This window comes from Clostridium sp. TJA032 (genome assembly GCF_058310275.1).
The window spans coordinates 191,440-216,010 of sequence record NZ_JBZEFB010000001.1 but is presented as its reverse complement, the minus strand read 5'-3'; the positions used below and the strand labels follow the sequence as shown (position 1 = coordinate 216,010).

At 29.2% G+C, this 24,571-nt stretch carries 25 protein-coding genes; 2 read left to right on the top strand and 23 right to left on the bottom strand.

The window, feature by feature from the left end; translation table 11 throughout:
• Window positions 1-101: 101 nt before the first annotated feature.
• The 18 genes from AC4FRL_RS00965 to AC4FRL_RS00880 form a co-directional block, all read right to left on the bottom strand.
• A complete protein-coding gene (locus tag AC4FRL_RS00965; RefSeq protein ID WP_491138106.1) occupies window positions 102-839 on the bottom strand; it encodes a TIGR02536 family ethanolamine utilization protein in 738 nt (245 codons plus the stop codon).
• Between the two features lie 44 nt (window positions 840-883).
• A complete protein-coding gene (gene eutD / locus AC4FRL_RS00960; protein WP_491138104.1) occupies window positions 884-1,519 on the bottom strand; it encodes an ethanolamine utilization phosphate acetyltransferase EutD in 636 nt (211 codons plus the stop codon).
• A gap of 24 nt (window positions 1,520-1,543) precedes the next feature.
• Window positions 1,544-2,320, bottom strand: a complete 777-nt coding sequence (locus AC4FRL_RS00955) for a cobalamin adenosyltransferase family protein (RefSeq protein WP_491138103.1) — start codon at window positions 2,318-2,320, stop codon at window positions 1,544-1,546.
• 75 nt (window positions 2,321-2,395) lie between these two features.
• Window positions 2,396-2,686, bottom strand: coding sequence for an ethanolamine utilization microcompartment protein EutM (eutM, locus tag AC4FRL_RS00950; protein WP_003453976.1), 291 nt, complete (start codon window positions 2,684-2,686; stop codon window positions 2,396-2,398).
• Window positions 2,687-2,824: 138 nt separating this feature from the next.
• On the bottom strand, window positions 2,825-4,303 hold the full coding sequence (locus tag AC4FRL_RS00945) for an acetaldehyde dehydrogenase (acetylating) (protein ID WP_491138102.1): 1,479 nt from the start codon (window positions 4,301-4,303) through the stop codon (window positions 2,825-2,827).
• Window positions 4,303-4,995 (bottom strand): BMC domain-containing protein, encoded by a 693-nt coding sequence (locus AC4FRL_RS00940; RefSeq protein ID WP_491138101.1) that lies wholly within the window; start codon window positions 4,993-4,995, stop codon window positions 4,303-4,305. The genes AC4FRL_RS00945 and AC4FRL_RS00940 overlap by 1 nt, the downstream gene beginning before the upstream one ends.
• A gap of 11 nt (window positions 4,996-5,006) precedes the next feature.
• On the bottom strand, window positions 5,007-5,660 hold the full coding sequence (eutL, locus tag AC4FRL_RS00935) for an ethanolamine utilization microcompartment protein EutL (RefSeq protein ID WP_491138100.1): 654 nt from the start codon (window positions 5,658-5,660) through the stop codon (window positions 5,007-5,009).
• Window positions 5,661-5,681: 21 nt separating this feature from the next.
• Complete coding sequence (gene eutC, locus AC4FRL_RS00930; protein ID WP_491138099.1) at window positions 5,682-6,572, bottom strand: ethanolamine ammonia-lyase subunit EutC; 891 nt, start codon at window positions 6,570-6,572, stop codon at window positions 5,682-5,684.
• A gap of 16 nt (window positions 6,573-6,588) precedes the next feature.
• Entirely contained in the window at window positions 6,589-7,956 is a 1,368-nt protein-coding gene (locus tag AC4FRL_RS00925) for an ethanolamine ammonia-lyase subunit EutB (RefSeq protein WP_491138098.1), read from the bottom strand.
• Between the two features lie 18 nt (window positions 7,957-7,974).
• Window positions 7,975-9,408 (bottom strand): ethanolamine ammonia-lyase reactivating factor EutA, encoded by a 1,434-nt coding sequence (gene eutA, locus AC4FRL_RS00920; RefSeq protein ID WP_491138096.1) that lies wholly within the window; start codon window positions 9,406-9,408, stop codon window positions 7,975-7,977.
• A 202-nt stretch (window positions 9,409-9,610) separates the two neighbouring features.
• Window positions 9,611-11,035 carry a GAF domain-containing sensor histidine kinase gene (locus AC4FRL_RS00915; RefSeq protein ID WP_491138094.1) on the bottom strand — a complete coding sequence of 475 codons (1,425 nt, stop codon included), beginning with the start codon at window positions 11,033-11,035 and terminating at the stop codon, window positions 9,611-9,613.
• Window position 11,036: 1 nt separating this feature from the next.
• Complete coding sequence (locus tag AC4FRL_RS00910; RefSeq protein WP_491138093.1) at window positions 11,037-11,612, bottom strand: ANTAR domain-containing response regulator; 576 nt, start codon at window positions 11,610-11,612, stop codon at window positions 11,037-11,039.
• Between the two features lie 18 nt (window positions 11,613-11,630).
• Complete coding sequence (locus AC4FRL_RS00905) at window positions 11,631-12,065, bottom strand: EutP/PduV family microcompartment system protein (protein WP_491138092.1); 435 nt, start codon at window positions 12,063-12,065, stop codon at window positions 11,631-11,633.
• Between the two features lie 4 nt (window positions 12,066-12,069).
• The gene (locus tag AC4FRL_RS00900) at window positions 12,070-12,420 is read right to left on the bottom strand and encodes a BMC domain-containing protein (RefSeq protein ID WP_491138091.1); all 351 of its coding nucleotides are present in this window, start codon (window positions 12,418-12,420) and stop codon (window positions 12,070-12,072) included.
• Window positions 12,421-12,769: 349 nt separating this feature from the next.
• On the bottom strand, window positions 12,770-13,900 hold the full coding sequence (locus AC4FRL_RS00895; RefSeq protein ID WP_491138089.1) for a 1-propanol dehydrogenase PduQ: 1,131 nt from the start codon (window positions 13,898-13,900) through the stop codon (window positions 12,770-12,772).
• A 492-nt stretch (window positions 13,901-14,392) separates the two neighbouring features.
• Window positions 14,393-15,034: an NUDIX hydrolase gene (locus AC4FRL_RS00890; RefSeq protein ID WP_491138088.1), complete on the bottom strand. Its 642-nt coding sequence runs from the start codon at window positions 15,032-15,034 to the stop codon at window positions 14,393-14,395.
• 387 nt (window positions 15,035-15,421) lie between these two features.
• The gene (locus tag AC4FRL_RS00885; protein WP_491138087.1) at window positions 15,422-15,598 is read right to left on the bottom strand and encodes a hypothetical protein; all 177 of its coding nucleotides are present in this window, start codon (window positions 15,596-15,598) and stop codon (window positions 15,422-15,424) included.
• Between the two features lie 204 nt (window positions 15,599-15,802).
• Window positions 15,803-16,342 carry a GNAT family N-acetyltransferase gene (locus tag AC4FRL_RS00880; protein WP_491138086.1) on the bottom strand — a complete coding sequence of 180 codons (540 nt, stop codon included), beginning with the start codon at window positions 16,340-16,342 and terminating at the stop codon, window positions 15,803-15,805.
• Between the two features lie 422 nt (window positions 16,343-16,764).
• On the opposite strand from AC4FRL_RS00880, the gene AC4FRL_RS00875 reads away from it, so the two are divergent.
• Window positions 16,765-17,436: a YitT family protein gene (locus AC4FRL_RS00875; protein ID WP_491138085.1), complete on the top strand. Its 672-nt coding sequence runs from the start codon at window positions 16,765-16,767 to the stop codon at window positions 17,434-17,436.
• Between the two features lie 77 nt (window positions 17,437-17,513).
• On the opposite strand, the gene AC4FRL_RS00870 is transcribed toward AC4FRL_RS00875, so the two are convergent.
• The 3 genes from AC4FRL_RS00870 to AC4FRL_RS00860 form a co-directional block, all read right to left on the bottom strand.
• Window positions 17,514-17,963, bottom strand: coding sequence for a GNAT family N-acetyltransferase (locus tag AC4FRL_RS00870; protein ID WP_491138084.1), 450 nt, complete (start codon window positions 17,961-17,963; stop codon window positions 17,514-17,516).
• 39 nt (window positions 17,964-18,002) lie between these two features.
• The gene (locus AC4FRL_RS00865; RefSeq protein WP_491138083.1) at window positions 18,003-19,130 is read right to left on the bottom strand and encodes an aminopeptidase; all 1,128 of its coding nucleotides are present in this window, start codon (window positions 19,128-19,130) and stop codon (window positions 18,003-18,005) included.
• A 122-nt stretch (window positions 19,131-19,252) separates the two neighbouring features.
• Window positions 19,253-21,028 carry an aminopeptidase P family protein gene (locus AC4FRL_RS00860; RefSeq protein ID WP_491138082.1) on the bottom strand — a complete coding sequence of 592 codons (1,776 nt, stop codon included), beginning with the start codon at window positions 21,026-21,028 and terminating at the stop codon, window positions 19,253-19,255.
• Window positions 21,029-21,320: 292 nt separating this feature from the next.
• Between AC4FRL_RS00860 and alr the strand changes: the two genes are divergently transcribed.
• Window positions 21,321-22,481, top strand: coding sequence for an alanine racemase (alr, locus tag AC4FRL_RS00855; RefSeq protein ID WP_491138081.1), 1,161 nt, complete (start codon window positions 21,321-21,323; stop codon window positions 22,479-22,481).
• 35 nt (window positions 22,482-22,516) lie between these two features.
• On the opposite strand, the gene AC4FRL_RS00850 is transcribed toward alr, so the two are convergent.
• Both AC4FRL_RS00850 and AC4FRL_RS00845 read right to left on the bottom strand, forming a co-directional pair.
• Window positions 22,517-23,893 carry an MATE family efflux transporter gene (locus AC4FRL_RS00850; RefSeq protein WP_491138080.1) on the bottom strand — a complete coding sequence of 459 codons (1,377 nt, stop codon included), beginning with the start codon at window positions 23,891-23,893 and terminating at the stop codon, window positions 22,517-22,519.
• Between the two features lie 173 nt (window positions 23,894-24,066).
• Entirely contained in the window at window positions 24,067-24,522 is a 456-nt protein-coding gene (locus AC4FRL_RS00845; RefSeq protein WP_491138079.1) for a hypothetical protein, read from the bottom strand.
• Window positions 24,523-24,571: the final 49 nt, after the last annotated feature.

The following is a 24,571-nucleotide window of genomic DNA, read 5'->3' as shown; positions in this document are numbered from 1 at the left end:
TAAAAGAAGGTCTCTTTAAACTTTTAAAATTTATACTAAAAATTTAATTTTACTTTTTAAATATGGATGATTAAAAGCAAAATCATCCATATCCTTAAATTTTAAGAAAGCAAAACATCTAAATGATTTATGCGTATATAGTCCTTTGCCAAAGGAGTAATTATAGCACCCTTATCTAATTTAAGGCTCTTTATGCCTTTTATATGGGGCTTTCTTAAATCACTTTCAGATATTAGTTTCTTCTTTGAAAGGTCTAAAACAAAGTCCTCTTCAAGACTTTTATTCTCTAAAGATAATTCCTCTTTAGTCTTGTCCATTTCTCTATTAGAAGACTCATAATCTAAAGATTTAATCTCCTCATTAAGATATGTTTTTTCCTCTTTTTCTTCTAATCTAATCTCTTTTAAGTCCTCTACAATCTCTACACCATAAGAGATTAGTTCCTCTTCAAACTTAATATATTTATTATATAAAACTTTAGGAGCTGTATTTTTATACCTTCTATATAGAATACCTTCCTCAAGGACGTAAACTTTCTTTCCCTTTAAAAGCATTTCTAAAACAAAGCTTTCTTCCTTAGTTGTGCAAGTTCCTTGAGAGATATTACTAAGTCCTCTTAAACAAAGCTTGGTTATTAAAACAGCATCACACTCTTTACACTCTGAAGTTAAAGACTTAACAGAAAAATCTCCTAAAGCTTTTTTATAAGAGCTAACATTGCTCTCTCCTACTATAACTAGAGATTTTTTCTCTCTTACAGGAATTTGCTTTTTATTTTCCTCTTGAATTCTTTTATAGATTTCCTCTACTAAAAACTCAACTAAATTTTCATAATTCATCTTTTCCTTTACCCTCCCTTCTTTAGGAGCTTTTAAAATAATTATTATTTTTCATCTTTTCCTACAATTAAAGCAAAGGTTCCTTTAGAAAAACCACAGGCATTTGCCTCATCATAATCTATATGCATATAGGTTTTATAATCTTTGCTAACTCTAACTATTACATCATCAAATATTAAAGGTCTTTTTCCTAAAACCTTAACCTTTACACAGTCCTTATCCTTAACTCCAAACTTTTTAGCATCTTCTAAAGACATATGTATGTGTCTTTTAGCTACCATTAGTCCTCTATTTAAGGCTATTGAAGCCCTTTTTGTAGAAATTGTTATTTCAGGAGTACCTTCTAAATCTCCACTTAACTTAACTGGAGGTAAAGTTCCTAAAACTAAGGCATCTGTAAAAGAAACCTCAACTTGCGTTTCTTTTCTTGGAGGACCTAAGACAACAACATTGTCTATACTTCCTCTAGGACCTGATATAGTAACTCTCTCTTTACAAGCATATTGACCAGGCTGTGATAAGTCCTTAACCTTAGTTAGTTCATATCCCTCTCCAAATAAAATATCTATATGCTCTCTAGTTAAATGAACATGTCTTCCTGAAGCCTCAACTTCTATAAAAGCCTCATCCTTAACTCTTCTTACTACTTCGTCTATAATCTCTTGTAATAGATTCTCCATAGCTTCCTCCCATTTCTCGTACTTTTATTTTTCGTACTTTCCTGTTCTAACTTTAAAAATCATAATCCAATATGCTGAGGATAGTCTATTTAAAGCTCTTATTAAATCTTCTCTTTCAACTTCTCCATATTGTCCTTTAAAAGCTTCATAAGCTGAAATCTCTGTTTCTCTAGTTAAGGTTCTTAAGATGTTTAAAGAAGATACAACCTCTCCCATTTCATAAGTTGGCATTTCATGTCCTATACCAAAATATTTCTTAGGGTAATGTGATTTTTCTCTAAGTTCCTTCTCTGTCATTCCCTGAAGAGTAAAGCTTCCTAGGGGCTCATCTAAAACCTCACATCTTAATATTTTTCCCATAAGAGTTAATATTTCTTGAAGGTCTAAAACTAAGCTATGCATCCCTTGCTTTTCACAAAGAATTTGTGTATCTACAATTCTAGCTTCAAGGGAATCTATTTTTCCTCTAAGTTTAATCCTTTTATGATCCTTAAATACAAGAAGATTTCCTGTTAGCTGAGTCATATGTTCTGGTTTTTCATCTAACTTAGCTCCAAAAACAGTTTCATACTTGTAATCTTTTTCTATAAAGACCTCTTTTACGATTTCTTTAGGCTCTGTTTCTCTCTTTAATCTTTCTTCTTCTGGATTAACATAAACTAAATTTATATTATGTTCAGCTAAATAAGATTTTGCAGAAGGAGTTATTATCTCTCCCTTTAAAACCCTAAATTCCTTTAAAGCTTTTAAATCTTCCCTACTTAGCCTTTTTCTTACCTCACCTTCTGTTAAAACAGCCATCTTATCACATCCCTTATTAGATGTATAAAAGGAGTGCATAAAACACTTTTATGCAACCCCTAATTACAACCTTTATTATTCAGCTTTTGGTGCCTTTGGTAATATAGCATCCACTTCAAAATGTGGTCTTGGTATTACATGTACAGATATTAAATCTCCAACTCTTTCAGCAGCTGCAGCTCCAGCATCAGTAGCAGCCTTAACAGCACCTACATCTCCTCTAACCATAACAGTTACTAATCCTCCACCAACTTGCTCTTTTCCAACTAATTGAACATTTGCAGCCTTAACCATTGCGTCAGCAGCTTCTATTGCTCCTACTAATCCTCTAGTTTCAATCATTCCTAATGCGTTTGCGTTTGCCATAATAAATTCCTCCTCAAAATATCTTATAATTATTTTTAATATTTACTCTTTAATTAATCTTTAAATTATTTACATAAAAATTTTTCATTATGTAATGAAAATTTTATAAACAAAACTCTCTTTACTTAAGACTTAACTTTATTTAAGTTCTTCAATAATCTTTTTAACTAATAAATTTATTAGCTCTTCTTTATTACCTAAGTCAAAAGAACATTTTTCTTCTTGCATAGCTTCCTTAGCTAAATCCTTAATATCTTCAAGTTCTCTAACTCCATAGGCAACATTTCTTGTATTCATTAAATCTAAAGGTCCTATATTATGTGATGTAGAACTTCCTCCAACAGCACCACAACCTAAAGTTAAAGCTGGTACTAAGTTTATTGTAGCTCCAATACCACCTAAAGCTCCTGGTGAATTTACAACTATTCTAGATACTGGTATCTCTAGTGCAAAGCGTTTTACAAGGTCCTCATTATTTGCATGAATACAGAAGGTATGTCCTGCACCTTCATTTAGTAAGATTTCCTTACATTTATTTAAAACATCCTCTACATTCTCTTCTACATAGAAAGTTAAAATAGTTGTTAACTTTTCTCTTGAGAATGGATATTTATGTCCTACATGACACTCTCTTGGAACTAAAACTCTTGCCCAAGAAGGTATTCCCTCTAAACCAGCTAAAGTAGCTATTTCTTGAGGATTTTTACCAACTATTTGTGGGTTCATAGTTCCATTTGCTCTCATTACAAACTTAGATAATTGCTCTGCTTGTTCCTTAGTTAAGAAATAAGCTCCTTGTTCCTTTAGTTCTCTAATAACTTCTTCTTCCATAGCCTTTTCAACTATTACAGATTGTTCTGAAGCACAGATTGTACCATTATCAAAAGTTTTAGAATCTAAGATTCTCTTAACTGCCAATTTAACATCTGCACTTTTATCAATAAAAGCAGGTCCATTTCCAGGTCCAACCCCTATAGCTGGAGTTCCTGAAGAATAAGCTGCTCTAACCATAGCTTCTCCACCTGTTGCTAGTATTAAGGAAGTATCCTTGTTTTTCATAAGTTCATTAGTTCCCTCAATAGAAGGTACTGTAATACATCCTATAGCACCTTCAGGACAACCAGCTCTCTCTGCTGCCTTAGCTATTATTTTTGCAGTTTCTATAATACATTTCTTTGCACTAGGATGTGGTGATAAAACAATCGCATTTCTAGCCTTTATAGAAATCATAGCTTTATATATTGCAGTAGAAGTTGGATTTGTTGATGGTATAAGTCCTGCTACAACACCTACAGGAACCATAACCTTAAAGGCTCTCTTTTCATGATTTTCTTCTACTATACCTACAGTTTTTATATCCTTTATAGATTCATATACTGTTTTAGCAGCAAAAACATTTTTTAAAACCTTATCTTCCCATTTACCAAAACCAGTTTCATCCTTAGCCATCTTAGCAAGTCTTTCAGAATTTTCATAAGCTGCATCAGATATAGCCTTAACAATTCTATCTATATCCTGTTGGCTCATACGAGATAACTTTACTTGAGCTTCTTTAGCCTTTCTTATAAGTCCCCTAGTTTCTTGAATTGAAACCAAGTCTTTATCTAAAAATTCCATTAATTTTCACCTTCTTCATTGTATTTTAGTAATATATCTACTAAATCTTTTTTCTTTAGAGACTTAAGCTTATTAGAAGTTATGTTAAGGTTTAAAGCTTTAATTTTCTTTCTCAACTCTTTAACACTCATCTTTGAGATATCTATATTTCTTTCCTTAGGTCTTTCACTATCCTTAGAAATTTCTAAAGAAATTTCATCTATCTTCTCTTCTTCCTCTAAGTTTTCTTCTTTAGTTTTATTATCTATAACTTCCTCTACTATCTCTTCCTGCTTTTCTTCTAAATAAACTACAGGCTCTCTTTCTTCCTTAGTTTCCTCTAAATCCTCTTTTATTTCTTCTCTTATGTTTTCTTTAACTTCTTCAATTTCTTCAAAAAGTTCTTCAATTTCGTCATCTATATCTTCTTTATGCTCATTTATTTTATTAACTAAAAGATTTTGAACTTCCTCATCAAGTCTTGGAATAACATGAGCACTTCTTAAACTTCCTACTCTTTTTGCATAATTTTCAGCAGATTCAACTGCAGCTTGTACAGCATCTACCTCTCCCATAAGCTCTACAGTTACAATTCCTCCTGTAACCTTCTCTATTTTAATCAAGTTAACACTTGCAGCTTTTAAAGCAGTATCTGCAGCACATATAGCTGGAACATACCCTATAAATTCTAGTAGTCCTAAAGCTTTTCCCATATCTTACTCTATTAGAATCCTAAAGGATTACTAGCTACAGATTGAACAGCCTCTGCAAAGGCATCACAAGCTGCTTTACATGCTGATTGAGAACCTGTAAGTAGGGCTCCTGCAAAGTTTGTTTCTGTTGGTGGTGCAAAAAATTCACACATCTCAACATCTGCAGCCTTTAATGCTGCATCTAAAGCATACATTGCTTCTAATGGAGGAGCTACTAAATAAGCTAGGGCTTCACCCTCTCTTATACCTGCTGTTTTTGAAAGATAGGAACCTGTTCTTGATACACATTGAGCATAGTAACAAATAGAATCATCATCATTTGCACTTATAAAACCAACTCCACTATCTATAAAATCTAAAGTAGCATTTAATCCACTTCTAACTTCAGCAGGGCTTGGTCCTGCTAAGATACCAATTATTTCTCCTGCTAATTTTGTTGAAGCATTTAAAGCTCCTGCATACATAGATCTTGCATAAACTACATCTACCTCTGCTGCCTTTGTAGCTTCATCTAAAGCAGTATAAGTTACATCGTCACAATCTGCTGTGATTAAACCTAAACTCTTATGATGAGGTTCTAATTCTAACTTTTTAGCCATCTCAGGGCTAACATTTGATATTATCTTAACGCTTAAAACATTAGGACGTATTAAATCATTTTTCATGCTTAATTCCCTCCAAACTTATTATTTAAGATCTATTCCTGAAGCTTTTTTATCTAACATTGTTTTTATAAGTTCTGCAATATGAGCTCCTGCCTCAACAGCAGTTGTTCCACCCTTATGAATGTTTGATATAACTGTTCTTTTAGCTTCTGGCATTCCAACCTTTGGCTTATAAGCTATATAAGCTGACATTGATTCTGCTGTTACAAGTCCTGGTCTTTCTCCAACTAATAAGCAAACAACATCTGCTCCTGTAGCTTCTCCTACAGCATCCATAGCTGGAACTCTACAATATTTAACAAATAATATAGGTCCAACATTTAAACCATACATTTTTAATCCTTGTTCTATAGAAGGAAGAATATCTTCTACATTTGCCTCTATAGCAGCGGAACTTAAACCATCTCCAACCATTATTTGAACCTTAGGATTTTTATCACACTTCTCTTTTATAAACTCTAAAGTTTCCTTTGAGAATTTTCTTCCAAGGTCTGGACGAGTTACATATTCATCCTTATCATTACACATTGTTTTAACTGCTATAAAATTATTTTTCTTTATAAACTCCTCAGAAACATCTGAGAATACTGAGTCTTGAGCTGCTGCATGGTCTGCTCTCATTCTTAAAGCAGATATAGTTTTATACCTTGCTCCTGCTCTTCCAGCACCTAATCTAGCTGGTGTTTTAGCTTTCATCTCTAAGTAAGCTTCTCTATCTACTGGGTCATCAACTAAAAGTTGTTTCTTTAAATCTATCTCTGTAATATCTGGGATAAATTCATCACTATTTTCTCCTTGAGATTGACTTTTAGAAACTTCCTTAACTACTTTTTCAACTGATTGCATATCAACTTGTCCAACCATTTGGCTAACTAATTGCTCAACCATTAGTTTTAAATCTTTTTCGTTCATAACTCTCTTCTCCCTCCTATCTTAAAAGTACAGATGCATCTCCTGCTTTTTTAGTAAGTTTTCCATTTTCATCTACAAATCCCATCTTAACTAACCAGTCTTGGAATTCTTTAATAGCTGTTAATCCAAACATTTCTCTTAAAGCTGCTGTTTCATGGTATCCTGTAGTTTGGTAATTAAGCATTACATCATCACCATGTGGAATTCCCATAAAATAGTTACATCCTGCTGTTGTTAATAATACAGCTAAGTTTTCTATATCATCTTGGTCTGCTTTCATATGGTTTGTATAACAAGCATCACATCCCATTGGTATTCCTGTTAATTTACCCATAAAGTGGTCCTCAAGTCCTGCTCTTATAACTTGTTTTGAATCATATAAGTATTCAGGTCCTATAAATCCAACAACAGTATTAACTAAAAATGGTTGGAACCTTTTAGCAAAACCATAACATCTAGCTTCCATAGTTACTTGGTCAACTCCATGGTGAGCATCTGAGGAAAGTTCTGAACCTTGTCCTGTTTCAAAATACATTACATTTGGTCCTGTAGCTGTTCCTTGTTTTAGAGCTAATTGTCTTGCTTCTTCTATAGTTGCAGCATTAAATCCAAAAGCTTCGTTTCCTTTTTCAGAACCTGCTATTGATTGGAATATTAAATCTGTTGGTGCTCCTTGTCTTATAGCTTCCATTTGAGTTGTTACATGGGCTAATACACAAGTTTGAGTTGGTATTTTAAATTTTCTCTTTATTTCATCAAATCTTTTTAATACCTTAGTAACACTTTCAACAGAGTCATCAACAGGATTTAATCCTAAAACAGCATCTCCAACTCCAAAAGTTAATCCTTCTAATAAAGAAGCCATTATTCCATCTGGGTCATCTGTTGGATGGTTTGGTTGAAGTCTTGCAGATAAAGTTCCCTTCTCTCCTATAGTAGTATTACAATGTGCTGTTACCTTTATCTTTCTTGCACCATATATTAAGTCCATATTAGACATTAATTTTGCTACAGCTGCTACCATTTCAGAAGTTAATCCTCTTGAAATTCTACTAATATCAGCACCTGTTGTATTTTCATCTAAAATCCACTCTCTAAATTCTGATACTGTCCAATGTTTTATTTCATCATATATTTTTTCATTTACATCATCTTGAATTATTCTAGTTACCTCATCTATTTCATAAGGAACTGCTGGATTATTTCTTAAATCCTCTAAAGTTATATTAGATAAAACAACCTTTGCAGCTACTCTTTCCTCTGAAGATTCTGCTGCTAAACCTGCTAATTTATCTCCTGATTTCTCTTCATTTGCCTTAGCCATAACCTCATTTAAAGATTTGAAATCATAAACTCTGCCAAATAATTTTGTTTTTAAAATCATTTTTTATCCTCCTTCCAATTAGTTAAAAACTAATGTTTTTATAACAACAGGTAATACCTTCCCCTCTGCAATAGGAGCACCAAGGTCTATATAATCACCATTTTCAACCTTAATTCCATCAATACATATGATTTCCTTTTTAAAATCAAGTAGGGAATATATTGCTTGTCCTAAAACTTTTGCCATATCATTTTCTACAACTACAATTAACTCTCCATTCTTTTCTATTAAATCTCTCATGCCTTCTACAAGGCCCTTTGCATATTCTTGTATATCCTTAAAGGATGGATTTTTCTTTCCATTAATTGCTATTGCTATTTTTTGAAAATCATTTTCTAACTTAAACCATTCTATTTTTTTCTTTAGAGCCTTCTCAAGTTCATAAGCTCCATTACTTTCCTCATCTATACTAAGCTTTAATATAGGTAAGTTCTTTATAGGAAAACTATCTTCAGTATATGTTATGGTGCTTCCACTTATCTCTGTAGTGTGAGAACCTGCTCCAACTACAGTTGCTCTTATAGTTTCAATTGATTTAACAACCTTAAGCTTTTTACATAAATCTGAATTTTTTATAGCTTCCCCTAAAATTATTCCAATATCTCCATATTTAAAATAATCTTCTATTTCTTCTTCCTTGTATATATAATCTGCAACTCCTCCTGAGAAAGATATGCATTTTATTTCATTTTCTAAAGCTATACTCTTATTAGTTACTATGTAATCAAAGTATTTATCTTTAGCCTTTAAACCAACACTTTCTTCAAGCCAAGAAACCATCATATCTACTATAGGTTTAATATTTTCTAAAGTTGCTATTTTGCCAACTTCTAAATTAAAATTATTTTCTTTTATTATTCTTTCTATTTTAGGTGAAATATAATTTATTTCTTTTGTAGCTTTATTAATCTTTATAAGCCTTCCACCTACATCTAAACATCCTGTTTCCTTAACCTCACCTCTTACAAAAAGTGCAAGGTTACTTGTTCCTCCACCAATGTCAATATTTACAACACTAGTTGAATGTTCTTTAGAATAAATATGAGCTCCTGCCCCTTTTCCAGCTATTATGCTCTCTAAATCAGGTCCTGCTGTTGCCACAACAAAATCCCCTGCAAATCCACTTAAACTTTGCAAAACATCATTTGCATTTTCCTTCCTTGCAGTTTCTCCTGTTATTATTACAGCGCCTGTTTTAATATCTTCCTTATTTATTCCAGCCTTTTCATATTCTTTTTCAATAATTTCTTTTATTTTCTTTCCATCTATTTCAGTATTTGAAATAAGTGGTGTAAAGTAAACATCACTTCTGTAGATAATATCCTTATCTACAATACTTATTCTTGGAACGGTAAAAGCTGATGCTTCATTTTCAACTATTAATTTTGAAAATATAAGTTGAGTTGTACTTGTGCCTATATCTATTCCAACACTTAAAAGTTCCTCTCTCATCCTTTCACCTCCTTAATATTTATTTATGATAGTATTTTTCATACTAAGTTATAATATTTTAATTAAACCTTAACTAAAATTATTATTTTAAAGAACTAAAAAGGCTTAAAGCTACAGAAATAAATAGATTTAAAATCTAAATTTATTTTCTATAACCTTAAGCCTCATTGCTCAATTCAAACCACTACTTCGCAGTTTATAGTTATTTAAATTCTTCCTCTTCAATTTTAAAATTTAATAATACCTTAGTTCCATCTTTATTAGAGTTTATACTCATATTTCCTTTTAGTTGATCTCTTATATAGCTTTTCACTATAAAAAGACCTAAGTTATTATTATTAATTATACCTAAATCAAAACCACAACCATCATCTACAATAGCTATAACCTTATCTTCTCCATTACTTTGTATAAGGATTTGTATTGTTCCTTCTTCTTTATTTTTAAAAGCATGGTCAAAACAATTTTGAATAAGTTCATTCATAATTAATAAAAGACCTGTTAATTTTTCTCCATTTATATAAAAGTTGCTTCCTGTTATATAAATATTTATATTTAAACCATAAAAACTTTTTTTAATATTTTCTGCAAGAACTTCAAGAGCTTCTTTAACTTCAACATTATTTCCTTGGGATTTAGATAATAAATCATGAGTAGTTGCAATTGCTAAAATTCTATTTACACTCTCTTGCAAGTATTCCTTAACCTCTTCATTTTTACATCTTCTACTTTGGCTTCTAAGTAAAGAGGCTGCTGTTTGCAAACTATTTTTAACTCTATGGTGAGCTTCTCTTAAGGCTACAGACTTTAAAACTATCTCTGCTTCCTTATGCTTAACCTCACTTATATCCTTTATTATCTCTATAATGCTTAAGTTTTCCTTATCTATAAAGGTTCTGCTTAATTCAAAGTAAGAATTTTTAACTTGTACTTCTTTAACCTGTTTAAACTCATCCTTATCCTTTATGATTTTAGAAAAATCACAAAACCTTGAATTATCTAAGGACAATTTATTAAAATCATCTCCACATTCTATGCTATCATATCCTAAGCTTTTATAAATATTTTCTGCTTTAGTATTTTTTATAACTAATTTTCCTCTCTTATCAAAAACAAGTATTCCATCGTGAAGATTATTAGTTATTAAAGTTCCCTCTCTTAAAAGACTTAAAAAATCTTTAGATTCAGAACTCTTTTTAGCAGAGCTTATATCAATTTTAAAATCACTTTCAAGTTCATAACTAATATCTTGCTCTACTATTACAACACCTACAACTTTTTCTCCCTTAAAAATTGGATGTATCTTCTGCTTAACAAATTTATTTTCTTGAGTTAATGCTTTTATGTCCTTGTTAACAGTTCCATTTTTTAAAGTTTCTATAACTCCTGGTTCATTTTCCTTTAGGGCTTTTTTACCCACAACTTTTTCTTTATATAAGGAAGGCTTATCCTCTGGAATAGCGTGTTCTACAACAATAGCAAAGTTCCCTTCTTTATCTAAAACATCTATAAAAGCATCACTTTCATAAAAGTCAGCCATAATCTGTAAAGATTTTGAAACTTCTCTTATTGCACTTATTTCCTCTTCATCTAAAAGAGTATATTCTTTACATAATTCATCAAGCATATTATCCCTCATAGCCAACAATAATTATTTTTGCAATTTCAGCCATGGTAGTTCTTCTATCCATGCTTAACTTTCTTATTTTATTGTAAGCTTCATTTTCATTAGAATTTAATTGCTTAACAAGTATTCCCTTTGCCTTCTCTATTAACTTTCTATCATTTAATTTGTTATTTATCTTATCAAAATCTTTTTTAAGTTCATCAAATTCCTCTGCCTTTGATAAGCACATCTCTACAGTAGGAATAAATACCTTCTCATTTACAGGCTTTATTATATATCCAAAGGCACCTACCTCTTTAGCCATTTCAATATATTTTTTATCTTCAAAGGCTGTTAATAATATTATGCCCCCAACTAACTTTTCCTTAGTCAATACCTTACTAGCTTTTATTCCATCTAATAGAGGCATGTCTATATCCATTAAAACTAAGCTAGGATTGTGAGTTTTACAAACCTCAATTGCTTCAAAACCATCAGAAGCCTCTCCTACAACATCGTATCCATTAGCCTCTAAAATCTCTCTTGTATCCATCCTTGTAATAGGCTCATCATCGACTATTACTATAGTTCTTTTCATTAACAGTTCACCTCAAAATTAAAATTCGTTTAAGTAGTTAAATAACTCTTCTACACCTATGTTGTCTACTGTATCAACTTCAAAGATTTTGCTAACTCCTGCTAATTTTAGCTTCTCCCTAGCTAAATCTATTTCAGCTTCATCCTTAGCTAAGTTTATCTTTGTAATAATACCTATAACTTCTTTGCAAAAAATACTTGCAAAGCCTGGTGCAATATATCCTTCTTCAGAGGTGCAATCATATACTAAAGCTATAATATCAGCATCTGCTGCGGTAACTATTAAAGCTGTGTAGTATCCTCTATTTTCCATATATTCTCCTGGAGTATCTATAGCATTATCATAAAGTTCTATAGCTTGAGTTTTTTTATATTTTATTTCTAAATTGTTTAAGGCTTGACAAAGGGTTGTTTTTCCACAGCCTGTCTTACCCATAAATATTACTCTTCCCATATTTCTACGTCCTTGTGATTTTAGTTGATGAGAAATTTAAAATATTACTTAATACATCTAAAACTTCATTTAATGCTGATTCTACAGAACTTACATCTCCAGTTACTACTAAAGAGCCACTAAATCTATCTATAAATCCTAAGGAAACCCCTGAAGCCTTTGTTGCTACATCTGCAGCTATAATAGAAGCTTCACTAGGTGTTATAGTTAATATCCCTATAGCATCTTTACTGTCAACTATTAGCCCTAATTTTTTATATATGTCATCATTTGGATTAGCTATTATATGTGCAAGAGTAACCTGTTTCCCTGGTACATATTCTTGTATAATCCTCTGCTTTGTTTCTTCTCCCATATACTTCTCACCTTACTTTCCCACCTAAAAATCTACTTTTTATTAAATCCTTTTCATACTTATTTAATAAAAAAGCTCCTTAAAGTTTCATTCCTATCTTTAAGTAAATGAAATACCTTTAAGAAGCTACATTGCCTAAAACTTAATCACACCTTTGTGATATTTTTATTATAAAATTTCAAAAGACAATTGTCAACATATTTACATATTTTTCACCTCCTTTTGTCATATTAATAATTTTATTGATAAAAATTTAACTATTTATTAAAGCCCTCTTTTAACATAAATAAATTAAGCTTCAAAGGTTAAAAAAATTCCCTTGAAGCTTTAAGTAAATATAAACTTTTAACTATATAATTTTATTTAAAATATCTATTATATCCTTTTCTCTTGCTTCTCTAGGATTAGTTTCTGTACAAGCATCCTTTAAGGCTAATTTAGCAATTTCTTCTTCTAAATTCTTAACCTCTTCTCTTGAAACATTACATTCTCCTAAAGTTTTAGGCATATTCATGTCTTTTTGCATCTTCTTAATCTCATTTATTAGATTTTTAACTAATCCTCTAGTATTTGACCCTTGTAATCCAACCATTTTAGCTATTTTAGCATACTTTTCAGCAGCTTTACTAAACTCCTTAGAATTATAGCTTGTTATATTAGCATTATATTCTACTATATAAGGTAATAATATTGAGTTAGTTCTTCCATGAGGAACATGAAACTTACCTCCTAAAACATGAGCAATACCATGATTTAATCCTAAAGAAGCTTCATTAAAGGCTAATCCTGCTAAACAGGAAGCATTGTGCATTTTTTCTCTTGCCTCTAAATCTTCTCCATTATTATAAGCTTTTAATAAATACTTAAATACTAAAGTTGCAGCTTTTTCTGCTAAAGCATCAGAAAAATCAGTTGCATTTTTAGAAACATATGCTTCTAAGGCATGAGTAAGTACATCCATTCCTGTATCTGCTGTTATGAAATTTGGAACTGTCTTAACAAGTTCTGGGTCTAATATTGCTACATCTGGAAGTAAATCCTCTGATACTAAAGGATATTTAACCCCTTTTTCTTTATCTGTTATTACTGAAAAAGATGTTACCTCTGACCCAGTTCCACTAGTTGTTGGTATAGCTATAAATTTAATATCCTTTAACTTAATTAATTTTTTAGAAAAATCTATTATTGCCTTAGTTGCATCTATAGCTGACCCTCCACCTAAAGCAATAACCACATTAGGATTAAAAGTCTTTATCATTTCTATTCCATTTACAACTAACTCAATAGGTGGGTCTGGAACTATTTCACTAAAAACAAAAATTTCTGATTCACTAAGATTTTCTTTTAATTTATTTATAGTGCCTGACTTTACCATAAAGGGATCTGTAACTATAAATACTTTTTTATTTTTAAATTCTTTTAAGTAATCTAAGGCTCCTTCTCCAAAAAGTATCTCTGTCTTAATTTTAAACCTTTTCATCTTAACTCCCCTCTTCTTCTTAATCTATGATAGTGTAATTTTAAATATTTTTACTCTTTATAAAAGATTATAAAAAGTAAAAAATAAAAAAATAAAAAGCTCCATAGGGATTTCCTATGGAGCTTCCTTGCTCTTTAAACACCACATTGTGTTATTTTAAATATACTCTTTTTAAAAAAGCTTGTCAATAAAACTTAAATCACTTTAAATTAAAAAGTTAAAAAGCCCTTTAATTTTATAATAATTAAAATTATTCTATTTCTGAAAACATTTTCTTGCATTTTTAAAAATATTATATTATAATCAATGTAAAGGTTTTATCGGTGAAACCCTCTTTTCTTAACTGTCATCGATAAAATAATTATTTTTTTCATTTTTAATGCACTTTTGTGTTATTTACGTATTATTGAATGTGATTAAAAAGGACAAATACTTTTAAGTATTTGTCTTTTTTATTTTTAAAGATATAAATAAAATTCTAAAAATATTTTCCTATTTATTATATTTTCTATACTCTCTTAAAAAATTCTCTAATATTCTTGCAGTTATTCCCCATATCACATAATTTTTATACTTATAAAAAATAACTCTATATTTTCCCTCTTTAAATTTATAGTCTTTTCCTCCTAATATATTATTAAAAGGAAAATCCTCTCTAGGAATATTTAAAATCTTATTATAAGTTACCTCTGTCTTATAGTTTAAGAAATAACTTAAAGGGATTATTAATACATCATAAACCTCACTTTTATTTATCTTAATAAACTCCTTTATATTAAAAGGACTTTCCTTTTGAACAGCTAAAAAAGGATAGATTAATATATTATTTGGAGAAATATAATAATCTAATTGCGTTATAATATCAAAATTAGCTTTTCCTAATCCAACCTCCTCAAAACATTCTCTAAAAGCAGCTTCCTTAGGTGTTTCATTATTTTCTATAGCTCCACCAGGAAAGCAAATCTCTCCAGGATTGCTATTTAAATTGTTATTTCTTATTTCAAAAAGTATGCATTCTTCTCCATTTACTTTTAAAATTGGAACAAGAACAGAACATCTTTTCATATCTTCTTCCCCATTTATTCCTATATTATAATTAGAAAATATTTTTCTTATCTTCTCTATATTATCCATAAAATACTCCCCCTAAATTTTAAGAAATAAAAAAATAGTCCTCCCTTTTAACCGCACAGGAAGACTAAAAATAAATTATATAACTAAATCTATACATATATAAACCAATATCTTAATACGTTTACATTATAATTCTAAATTAACACTAAAGCAATAGTTTTTTAATAAAATAGTTATTTTTATCCATAATTCCAAAGTTTTTAAAAGTAATTTTATCTTTTTAATAATAAATATATATTTATAGCTATTAATCTGATTTCTTTCTTTTTGAAATAAATATATTTATTTCAAAAATTATAATTTAAGCCCTTAAATTCCCTTAATAAAATTAATATTATTAAAATAAAAAAGCCCTAGAAATAATTATTTCTATAGGCTTATATGTAATTATTTTTCTAATTTTCTCATATATTCAGCTAATTTTTCTGATGTTTCTTTTAAAGCTTCCTCTCTATTTTCCTCATCTTCTTTTTCTTGTAGTTTTCTCATTTCCTCTGCAATAGATTTAGAAGACTCCTTAATAACTTCATTTCTAGCCTCTTTATTTTCATTTACATTACTCATAACCAATCCTCTTTTCTAAAAATCTATTTAATGTAAAACTCTCTAAAGTTTAAAATATAATTAAATCTTAAAACAAAACTTTACACTATAACATTATTTTACACTAGAGCTATTTTTCATACAATATCTATAAAAATTTGTAAAGAATATTTAAAAGTAAAGTTTTAAAAAGGAGCTTATTAATTAAGCTCCTTTTTAATTATTTTATTTTTTATATTCTAAAAATTCATTAGCATACCTTACAACACCACTTATATTTTTTAAGGCATCTTCTTCTAACTCTATAGCCATAAACTTTTCTTCTGGAACTTCAAAAGGTGCTTTCAAACCAAAATCACAAGCTTTTTTAAATCCTAACTTAGGATAATAAGTATCATGTCCTAAAACAACTATAGAATTGTAACCAAGTTCCTTAGCTATTTTCATTCCTTCTCTTACAAGCTCTCTTCCAATTCCAACGCCTTGATATTTAGGCAATACTGAAACTGGTGCTAAAGCAAGAGTTTCATATTTTTCATTTTCATTTTCTATATTAGCTTTAGTTAATAGTATGTGACCAACTATTTCCCCTTCTCTTTCAGCTACTAAAGATAATCCTTCTATAAAGTTTTCTCCTTCTCTAAGTTTACTTACTAAAATATGTTCCATATGGTCGCTATACTCAGCATCTTTAAAAGCTTCCTCTACTAAAACCTGCACATTTTTATAATCTTTTTCTAATTCTTTTCTAACAATTACTTTCATAAGAAAACTTCCTTTCTTTAGATTTATTAATTTAAACTTTAAATTAATAAAATTTCTTATCAATTATAGTATTTCAAATAAAAATAAATTTATATCTATTAACTCTTTATTCATAGTAAGTTTTATTACTATTAACAACAAATTTTTAAGAATTCGGAAAAGCTTGTAAAAATGAAGAGTTTAAAGGAAATAAGATGACCGTAAAGGCCATTTATTTATATTAAAGAATTAACTCTTTAATACTTAAAATACTTATTTAAAGTGATTTGCCCTTATTATATGCAAATAATATAATATTTATAGAAAGTAATTTACTATAAAATATAATTTAAAATTCATAATTTTATTCTACATAGTAGGCCTATAAATAAGTCTGCTATTTTCTTTATAGTTAATTACTCTAAATTTAGGAGAGTGATATTTTGGAATCGAAAAAGAAGATCTTGAAGAGCATGTTTTTAATTGCATTAGGTTCAAGTATCTTAGCCTTTGGTAGTTATAACTTCAACTATCAAAACAATGTAACAGAAGGTGGAGTTTTAGGTTTATTACTTTTAGTTAAAAACGTTTTTAACATATCTCCATCTATAACAAACTTAATAATTGACCTTTCTTTATTTGCTATAGGCTCTAAATTTTTTGGTAAGAAATTTTTAGCCTGCTCACTATTTGCAACTTTTTGTTTCTCTATCTTCTATAAGATTTGGGAAAGTATTGGTTTCTTAACACCAAACTTTTCAGACCATATGCTAATTGCTAGTATTTTAGCTGGTGTTGGTGTTGGTGTTGGTGCTGGTATAGTATTGCGTGGTGGTGGTGCCTCTGGTGGAGATGATGTTATTGCTTTATTAGGAAATAAATTTACTCCTCTTAAAGTTCAACATGTATATCTTTTAACAGATGCTATTGTTCTAATTATGTCTTTAGTTTATTTAGATTTTAAACAAATCTTCTTCTCAATAATAGCTGTTTGTATAAGTGGAAAACTTATAGGAATAATATATGAGTATAAAAACAAAGACTTAATAGACCCAGATATTAAAGATGATAAAGATAGTAAGGCCTTAGAAAAAAATGGTTCCTTTACAGTCTAATCTTAATAAAAGTAAAGAAAATTATTAAAATAAAGATACTAGAAAGTTTTAAAAACCTTCTAGTATCTTCTTTTAAACTACTCTTTTAAATTTTTTCTCATAATTGTTAGTTCTTCTGGAATTTCATATCCACCTTTTTTATAAAAACTTTCAGCTCTACTTCCTTTTAATGTCCAAAAATGAATTGTTCCTATATTATTTTCCTCTACAAGTTTCCCTTCTAAAAAATTTAAAAGTTTTTTTCCATTTCCCTTTCCATGAGAATCAGAATCTACAAAAAATTCTTTTATACAAAAATTTTCTCCATCAAACCATTGTTCTAAATTTCCTAAAATAGCTCCTCCTAATTTTCCTTGATTTTTTAAAATAGCTCCCTTAAAACCTGGAGTAAGAAATACATCCTCTAATCTTTTTTTTGCTCTTTCAAAAGTCCAAGGCTCCTTCCAAGGTTCTTCACCAAAGGTTTTTACAAAAAGCTTTGCACAACTATCTAAATCCTCTTTCTTTAATTCATATATATCGCTCATAAATAAAATTTCTCCTAAATTAAATAAGTTTTTCTTAAATTAAAGGTTATACTTTTCTAATATCTCCTTTTTTAATTCTCCATTTTCATAAAAAAGTTCTCCATCTGCATATATTCTTCCTCCATTTCTCATGTCGCAAAGCATATCCCAATGAAGTGATGAAGTATTTTTTCCTCCAGCTTCTGGCATAGAATCACCTATAGCCATATGAATTGTTCCTCCTATTTTTTCATCAAATAACATATTTCTAGTAAACTTCTTAATTCCATAGTTTGTACCTATTGCTACTTCTCCAAAATAGCTTGACCCTTCATCAGTTTCTAATAAAGCCTTTAATAATTCTTCTCCTTTTTTAGCTTTACATGAAACAACTTTTCCATCTTTAACCTCTAGTTCTATACCTTCTATTTCTTTTCCTGCATAAATTCCTGGGAAAGAGAAGGTTATATGTCCATTAATTTTATTTTCTACTGGTGAAGTAAATATCTCTCCATCTGGGAAATTAACTTTACCATCACAATTTATCCATTTTCTACCTTCTATTGAAACTTTAATGTCAGTTCCTTCTGCTATTATATGAAGCTCTTTTTTATTATTTAAATAATTAACCCATCTTTCTTGTTCTTTGCTTATCTTATTCCATTCTTCTACTGGGTCATCATAATCTAAAAGTCCAGCTCCATAGACAAAATCCTCATATTCACTAAAACTCATAGAAGCTTCCTGTGCATCTGCATAAGTTGGAAATTGAGTTCCACACCATCTTAAAGAACCATCTCCCATTCTTCCCGAATAGAACTTTCTCCATCCTTTTTCTCCCGCTCTACTATCTTTTATTTTTTCAGAATCTATATTACTAAAAGCTCTGGTATCTCTAGAAGCCCAGGCACTTAACCAAACATCTGCTCTCTTTAACATAGTTTCCATTATTAAATTACCTGATAATAATTGTTCCTTTGAAGAATATTTAAGTCTTGCCTCCTTAGCCTCTTCTGATTCTAAAACATATTCAACATGAGCACCTTTCTTTATAGCTTCCTTTACAACTTCACTAAGCCAAGGATTTGCAACCTCATTACAAGAAACAAAAACAAAATCCCCTTCCTTAACCTCTGTTGAATAGTTTACAAGTATTTTAGCTAACTTATTTAATCTTTGATCTGCCATATATATCCCTCCTATTATCTCTATTATACTCCTCTAAAATTTTTGAAACTATATAAAGAAAAAGAATATTTTTAAAAATACTTACAAGTTTATTTCTCTTAAAATTTAATAAATTAAAGATATTATATTCTTCTTGTTTCCTTTCTTAAAAACTCTCTCTCCTCCTTATTTAAGTAAGGTGATAATACTTCATAAACTTCTCTATGATAGTTATTTAGCCACTCTATTTCCTTTTTACTTAATAAAGTTACCTCTACTCCCTCTAAATCTATAGGACAATAAGATATAGTTTCAAATTTATAAAACTCTCCAAATTCTTCAGAATAAGTATCTTTTGCTACAACCATTGTATTTTCTATTCTTATACCATGTTTTCCTTCTCTATAAATTCCTGGTTCATTAGTTATAATCATACCTAATTCTAATGAAACTCTATTTGGTACTGGACTTATTCTCTGTGGTCCTTCGTGAACATTTAAGAAAAAGCCCACTCCATGCCCTGTTCCACATTTATAATCAATGCCTTCCTCCCATAAAGGTTCTCTAGCTTTTATATCTAAAGAAGAACCTGTAGCTCCTTTTAAAAATTTACTTGTAATAAGACCTATATGTCCTTTTAAGACTAATGTATAATCTCTTTTTTCTTCATAAGTTAAATCTCCTAAAACAAAGGTTCTTGTTATATCTGTTGTTCCATCTAGATATTGTCCACCTGAATCTATTAATAAAAATCCTTTTTTATCTAAAATATAATTACTTTTCTCTGTTGCAAAGTAATGCATCATAGCACCATGTTCCTTATGAGCAGATATGGTTTCAAAGCTAGCTCCCTTAAATAAATCTCCTAAAACTCTAAAATCATAAAGCTTATCAGAAGCAGATATCTCACTTATTTCAAAGTTTCCTATACCTTCTTTAAGCCATTTCATAAATCTAACCATGGCTACTCCATCTCTTATTTGACATCGCCTTAAATTTTCTAGCTCTACAGAATTTTTAATAGCCTTTAGCTTAGTTGTTATATTCATACCCTCTACAAGTTCATTTTTATTTTTAATACATTCATATAAATAAGCACTTATATTATCTGGGTCTATTAAAGTTTTTCCTTCTAATGATTTTAAATCCTCTCCTATATCCTTATAATCCTTTAATAAAATTCCCTCTTTAAAAAGTTTTTCTTTCATAATAGAATTAAACTTACTTTTATCTACATAAAGATAAGCTTCTTTATGATTTATTCTAGCATAACTTAAAACAACAGGATTACACTTTACATCATTTCCTCTTATATTATAAAGCCAAGCTATATCATCTAAAGAGGAGATAACATAATTATCAACACCTAAAATACTCATTTCTTCTCTAACTTCTCTTATTTTTTCCCTTGCACTTTTTCCACAATATTTAATTTCATGTAAAAATGCCTTTTCTTTAGGAATACTTGGTCTATCTTTCCATAAATATTCTAAAAGGTCTTCATCTATTTTTATATTTAACTTATTTTCTCTTGATAAATTTTTAAAATCTTTATATTCACTTAAAGAAAAAACCTTTCCATCAAATCCTATGGTTTCTCCTTTCTTTGAATTTTCCTTAAGCCATTGAAAAAGACTTGGCCAACCTGCTATTCCCATTTTAAACATTTTAATTTCACTATCTTTTAGTTCTTTTACGGCCTGTATAAAATATCTTCCATCAGTCCATAAAATAGCTTCCTTTAAAGTTACAAGAAGAGTTCCAAAGGAACCTGTAAATCCTGATAGATATTCTCTTCCTTTATAATAGTCGCAAACATATTCACTTTGATGAGAATCATAGCTTGGCACTATATAATAATCAATATTTTTCTCTCTCATAAGATTTCTTAAAATCTCTAACTTTTTTCTTACTTCCATAAATTATTCTCCCCCTTATTATTTACTTATGCTTTCATAAAGATTAACACAAAAGCTCTTTAATTAAAATATAATAAAAAGACTTTAACATTTAATCATAAAAGTCTATCTTAGGTTTATATAAACCACCTATTATAAAAATTACAATTATAGTGGTTCTTTCCTTTATGGCAAAATATCTTATAATATTATATGTAGCTTATTTTGTAATAATAAATTTTTTTTTATTACTTTAAAAAATTATTTTAAGCGTAAAAATGAGTTTTTAATTATTAATATGAGGTGTTTATAGATGGATATATGTGTTAGACCTGTATGGGCTGAAATAGATTTAGATAAAATAGCAAATAATATGAAAGAAATTAAAAATCTTGTAGGAGATAAAGAAATAATAGCTGTTGTAAAAGCTAATGCTTATGGCCATGGTGCCTTAGATGTAGCTTCTACTCTTTTAGAAAATGGTGCTTCTAGACTAGCTGTTGCCATAATAACTGAAGCTGAAGAACTTAGAGAAGCTAAAATAACTGCTCCAATTATGATTTTAGGATATACTCCTATAGATTTTGCTGAAAGATTAATAAATAATGATATAGAACAAACTGTTTATGACTTAGATTATGCAAATGAATTATCAGAAATAGCTTTAAAATTAGGTAAAAAAGCTAAAATCCACATAGCTTTAGATACTGGTATGGGAAGAATAGGTTTCCTTCCTAATGAAGAAGATTTTAAAAAGGTTTTAAAAATATGTTCCTTAAAAGGAATTGAAGTTGTAGGACTATTTACTCATTTTGCAACCTCTGATGAAAGAGATAAAAGATATACTTATGAACAATTTTCTAAATTAGTTTCCTTTAATAAAGCTTTAGAAAAAGAAGGAATAAAAATTCCACTAAAACATGCTTCTAATAGTGGTGCTATTATGGATTTACCTGAAACTTATTTAGATGGAGTTAGATGTGGAATAATATCTTATGGATACTATCCTTCTGAAGAAGTAAAAAAGGAAAACTTAAAACTTGAAACAGCACTTACTCTAAAAACAACTGTAGCCTTTGTTAAAGAACTTGATGAAAATATGTATGTAAGTTATGGAAGAACCTATAAAACTACTAAAAGAACTAAAATAGCAACACTTCCTATTGGTTATGCTGATGGTTATTCAAGACTTCTTAGCGGAAAAGCTAAGGTTATAATAAATGGACAATTTGCAAATGTTATAGGCAGAATATGTATGGACCAATGCATGATTGATGTAACCCATATAGAAAATGTTAAAATTGGTGATGAAGTAATTCTTTTAGGAGAGGATAAAGGATTAAGATTTGATGCAAATGACATGGCTAAAATTATGGGAACAATAAACTATGAAATACTTTGTATGATTAGTCATAGAGTTCCTAGAATTTATATTAAAAATAATAAAGTTATAAAGGTAAGAAACTATATTTAAAAAGGAAGATAATATTATCTTCCTTTTTTTATTTATTAACATCTAATTTCTTCAAGTTCGTAATTCTTAGTTACATCATTTACCCATTTTCCACTTAAAACTCTATAAACGCTAGTAAGAGATTTTAATATTTCATCACATTTTATAACTAAGAAAACTAAAGCAACTGGAAGTTCTAATAAAAATGCCACAAAAAATCCTCCTGGAATTGCCACAAGCCACATAAAAATAAGGTCATTTATTAAGACAAACTTTGCATCTCCTCCCCCTCTTAATACACCCATCATAAAGTTACTTGCAAGAGATTGAAAAACTATTACTAAAGAAGTTACTGTCATTATTTCCATTGCTATTGCCTTTGTTTCATAGGATACGTTATAAAAATCAACTATATAAGGTTTTATAAATAAAATCATAAGTCCTGATATAATTCCCATAATTATACTAAATATTCCTATACTTTTTGCATATTCTTTAGCCTTTTCTTTTTTGCCTTCACCTATGGTATTTCCTATAATAACCGCTGTAGCATTAGACATTCCAAAAATAAAAACAGTTACAAATTGATGAGCAACAGCATTTATACTATTAGCAGCAACTACATCAGTTCCCATTCTTCCAACTATTACAGATATCATAGATGCACCTATTGCCCAAAGTAATTCATTACATAATACAGGAGTACATAAAGAAATAAAATCCTTTAAAATATCTTTATCAACCTTTATAAGATAACTTAACTTTAGTGCTATTTTTCTTTCATATATAAACATAAATAAAATAACTATAGAAAACTCAGTTATTCTAGCAAATACAGTAGCTATGGCAGCTCCCTTCACCCCAAGACTAGGAAAACCTAAGTTACCAAATATAAGAACCCAATTTAATATAGAGTTAACTATTAAAGAAGCTGTATAAACAATTATTGAAATACTTACAGTCTTAACAGAGCGAAGCATCATTATTGTGCAATTAGTTACAGAATAAAAAACATATCCTATTGAGACTATTCTTAAATAACTTGCTCCAAACTCTATAACCTCTTTATCAGTTGTAAAAATCCCCATAAAATACTTTGGAAAAAACAAAGCTATTACTATAAAAATACCCGTTATTAACAAGCACACTCTATACATTATTGCTAAAATCTTATGAATTGTTTTTACATTTCCCTTCCCCCAATACTGAGAAATCATAATATTAGAACCACCAGCTAGCCCAAACATTAAAATAGTAAGAACAAAAAATAAATTATTAGCTATAGAAACTGCTGATAATTGAACTTCTCCTAAGGAACCAACCATCAATGTGTCTACCATACTTACCATAAAGGTTATTAAATTTTGTATAGCTATAGGTAAAGCAATACTAAATAATAACCTATAAAATCTTTTATCCCTAGTTATAATCATAATTAGCCCCCCTTAATGTAAATTTTAAATGCCTTGTAAATTATAGCATTCTTCCTTAATTTAATATACTTGTAAAAATTTAATAATATATTAAATATTTTCAATATAATTCTTTGTAAAAATTAATTTTAAACATGAAAAAGTTCTAAGCATAAAACTTAGAACTTTAATAACTAAATAGAATCACCTTTAACTTTATAAAAAATCCCTTTAGTTACTTCTTTATCCTTTAACTTTTCAAGATTAACATATTTTCTAGGAACATATGTGTATTCTACTATTTTGTCTTTTCCTACTTCATTAGAATATCTAGAAAAGGCTAACATATAAATTTCATCCCTCTCTGATTTATATGTTTTTTCTTTAATACATATATTTCTTTCCTTAAAAAATTCTACTACATTTTCATAAGGAGAAATTAAATAAACTTCTTCCCATTCTAAATCTACACTTTTAGTTAAAGAATCAAGATTAATTTTCTTATCCTCTTCACTCTCTATAATACTTGTAATTTTTTGATTTAATGATTGATTTTCTCCAAAATATTTATCATAATCTAAACCTATATATAGTACTAAAGCAAAAAATGCAAATAAAGTAATAATAGAGATAGCAAATTTTTTATTCATACAACCACCTCTTATATAAAAATTCTTCTAAAAAAGGTAAGATATAATA

Coding starts and splice junctions, on each gene's coding strand:
- AC4FRL_RS00915 (WP_491138094.1), bottom strand. CDS start 11,035: ATGCTTGATGAATTATGTAAAGAATATACTCTTTTAGATGAAGAGGAA.
- AC4FRL_RS00850 (WP_491138080.1), bottom strand. CDS start 23,893: ATGATTATAACTAGGGATAAAAGATTTTATAGGTTATTATTTAGTATT.
- AC4FRL_RS00870 (WP_491138084.1), bottom strand. CDS start 17,963: ATGAGCGATATATATGAATTAAAGAAAGAGGATTTAGATAGTTGTGCA.
- AC4FRL_RS00845 (WP_491138079.1), bottom strand. CDS start 24,522: ATGAATAAAAAATTTGCTATCTCTATTATTACTTTATTTGCATTTTTT.
- AC4FRL_RS00900 (WP_491138091.1), bottom strand. CDS start 12,420: ATGGGAGAAGAAACAAAGCAGAGGATTATACAAGAATATGTACCAGGG.
- eutA (WP_491138096.1), bottom strand. CDS start 9,408: ATGAGAGAGGAACTTTTAAGTGTTGGAATAGATATAGGCACAAGTACA.
- eutD (WP_491138104.1), bottom strand. CDS start 1,519: ATGGAGAATCTATTACAAGAGATTATAGACGAAGTAGTAAGAAGAGTT.
- AC4FRL_RS00865 (WP_491138083.1), bottom strand. CDS start 19,130: ATGGCAGATCAAAGATTAAATAAGTTAGCTAAAATACTTGTAAACTAT.
- eutC (WP_491138099.1), bottom strand. CDS start 6,572: ATGAACGAAAAAGATTTAAAACTAATGGTTGAGCAATTAGTTAGCCAA.
- AC4FRL_RS00905 (WP_491138092.1), bottom strand. CDS start 12,065: ATGGGAAGAGTAATATTTATGGGTAAGACAGGCTGTGGAAAAACAACC.
- AC4FRL_RS00945 (WP_491138102.1), bottom strand. CDS start 4,303: ATGGAATTTTTAGATAAAGACTTGGTTTCAATTCAAGAAACTAGGGGA.
- AC4FRL_RS00885 (WP_491138087.1), bottom strand. CDS start 15,598: ATGAGTAATGTAAATGAAAATAAAGAGGCTAGAAATGAAGTTATTAAG.
- AC4FRL_RS00910 (WP_491138093.1), bottom strand. CDS start 11,612: ATGAAAAGAACTATAGTAATAGTCGATGATGAGCCTATTACAAGGATG.
- eutL (WP_491138100.1), bottom strand. CDS start 5,660: ATGAAAAATGATTTAATACGTCCTAATGTTTTAAGCGTTAAGATAATA.
- AC4FRL_RS00880 (WP_491138086.1), bottom strand. CDS start 16,342: ATGAAAGTAATTGTTAGAAAAGAATTAGAAAAAGATTATAAAAATGTG.
- alr (WP_491138081.1), top strand. CDS start 21,321: ATGGATATATGTGTTAGACCTGTATGGGCTGAAATAGATTTAGATAAA.
- AC4FRL_RS00965 (WP_491138106.1), bottom strand. CDS start 839: ATGAATTATGAAAATTTAGTTGAGTTTTTAGTAGAGGAAATCTATAAA.
- AC4FRL_RS00925 (WP_491138098.1), bottom strand. CDS start 7,956: ATGATTTTAAAAACAAAATTATTTGGCAGAGTTTATGATTTCAAATCT.
- AC4FRL_RS00860 (WP_491138082.1), bottom strand. CDS start 21,028: ATGGAAGTAAGAAAAAAGTTAGAGATTTTAAGAAATCTTATGAGAGAG.
- AC4FRL_RS00940 (WP_491138101.1), bottom strand. CDS start 4,995: ATGGGAAAAGCTTTAGGACTACTAGAATTTATAGGGTATGTTCCAGCT.
- eutM (WP_003453976.1), bottom strand. CDS start 2,686: ATGGCAAACGCAAACGCATTAGGAATGATTGAAACTAGAGGATTAGTA.
- AC4FRL_RS00890 (WP_491138088.1), bottom strand. CDS start 15,034: ATGGATAATATAGAGAAGATAAGAAAAATATTTTCTAATTATAATATA.
- AC4FRL_RS00895 (WP_491138089.1), bottom strand. CDS start 13,900: ATGAAAAGGTTTAAAATTAAGACAGAGATACTTTTTGGAGAAGGAGCC.
- AC4FRL_RS00955 (WP_491138103.1), bottom strand. CDS start 2,320: ATGGCTGTTTTAACAGAAGGTGAGGTAAGAAAAAGGCTAAGTAGGGAA.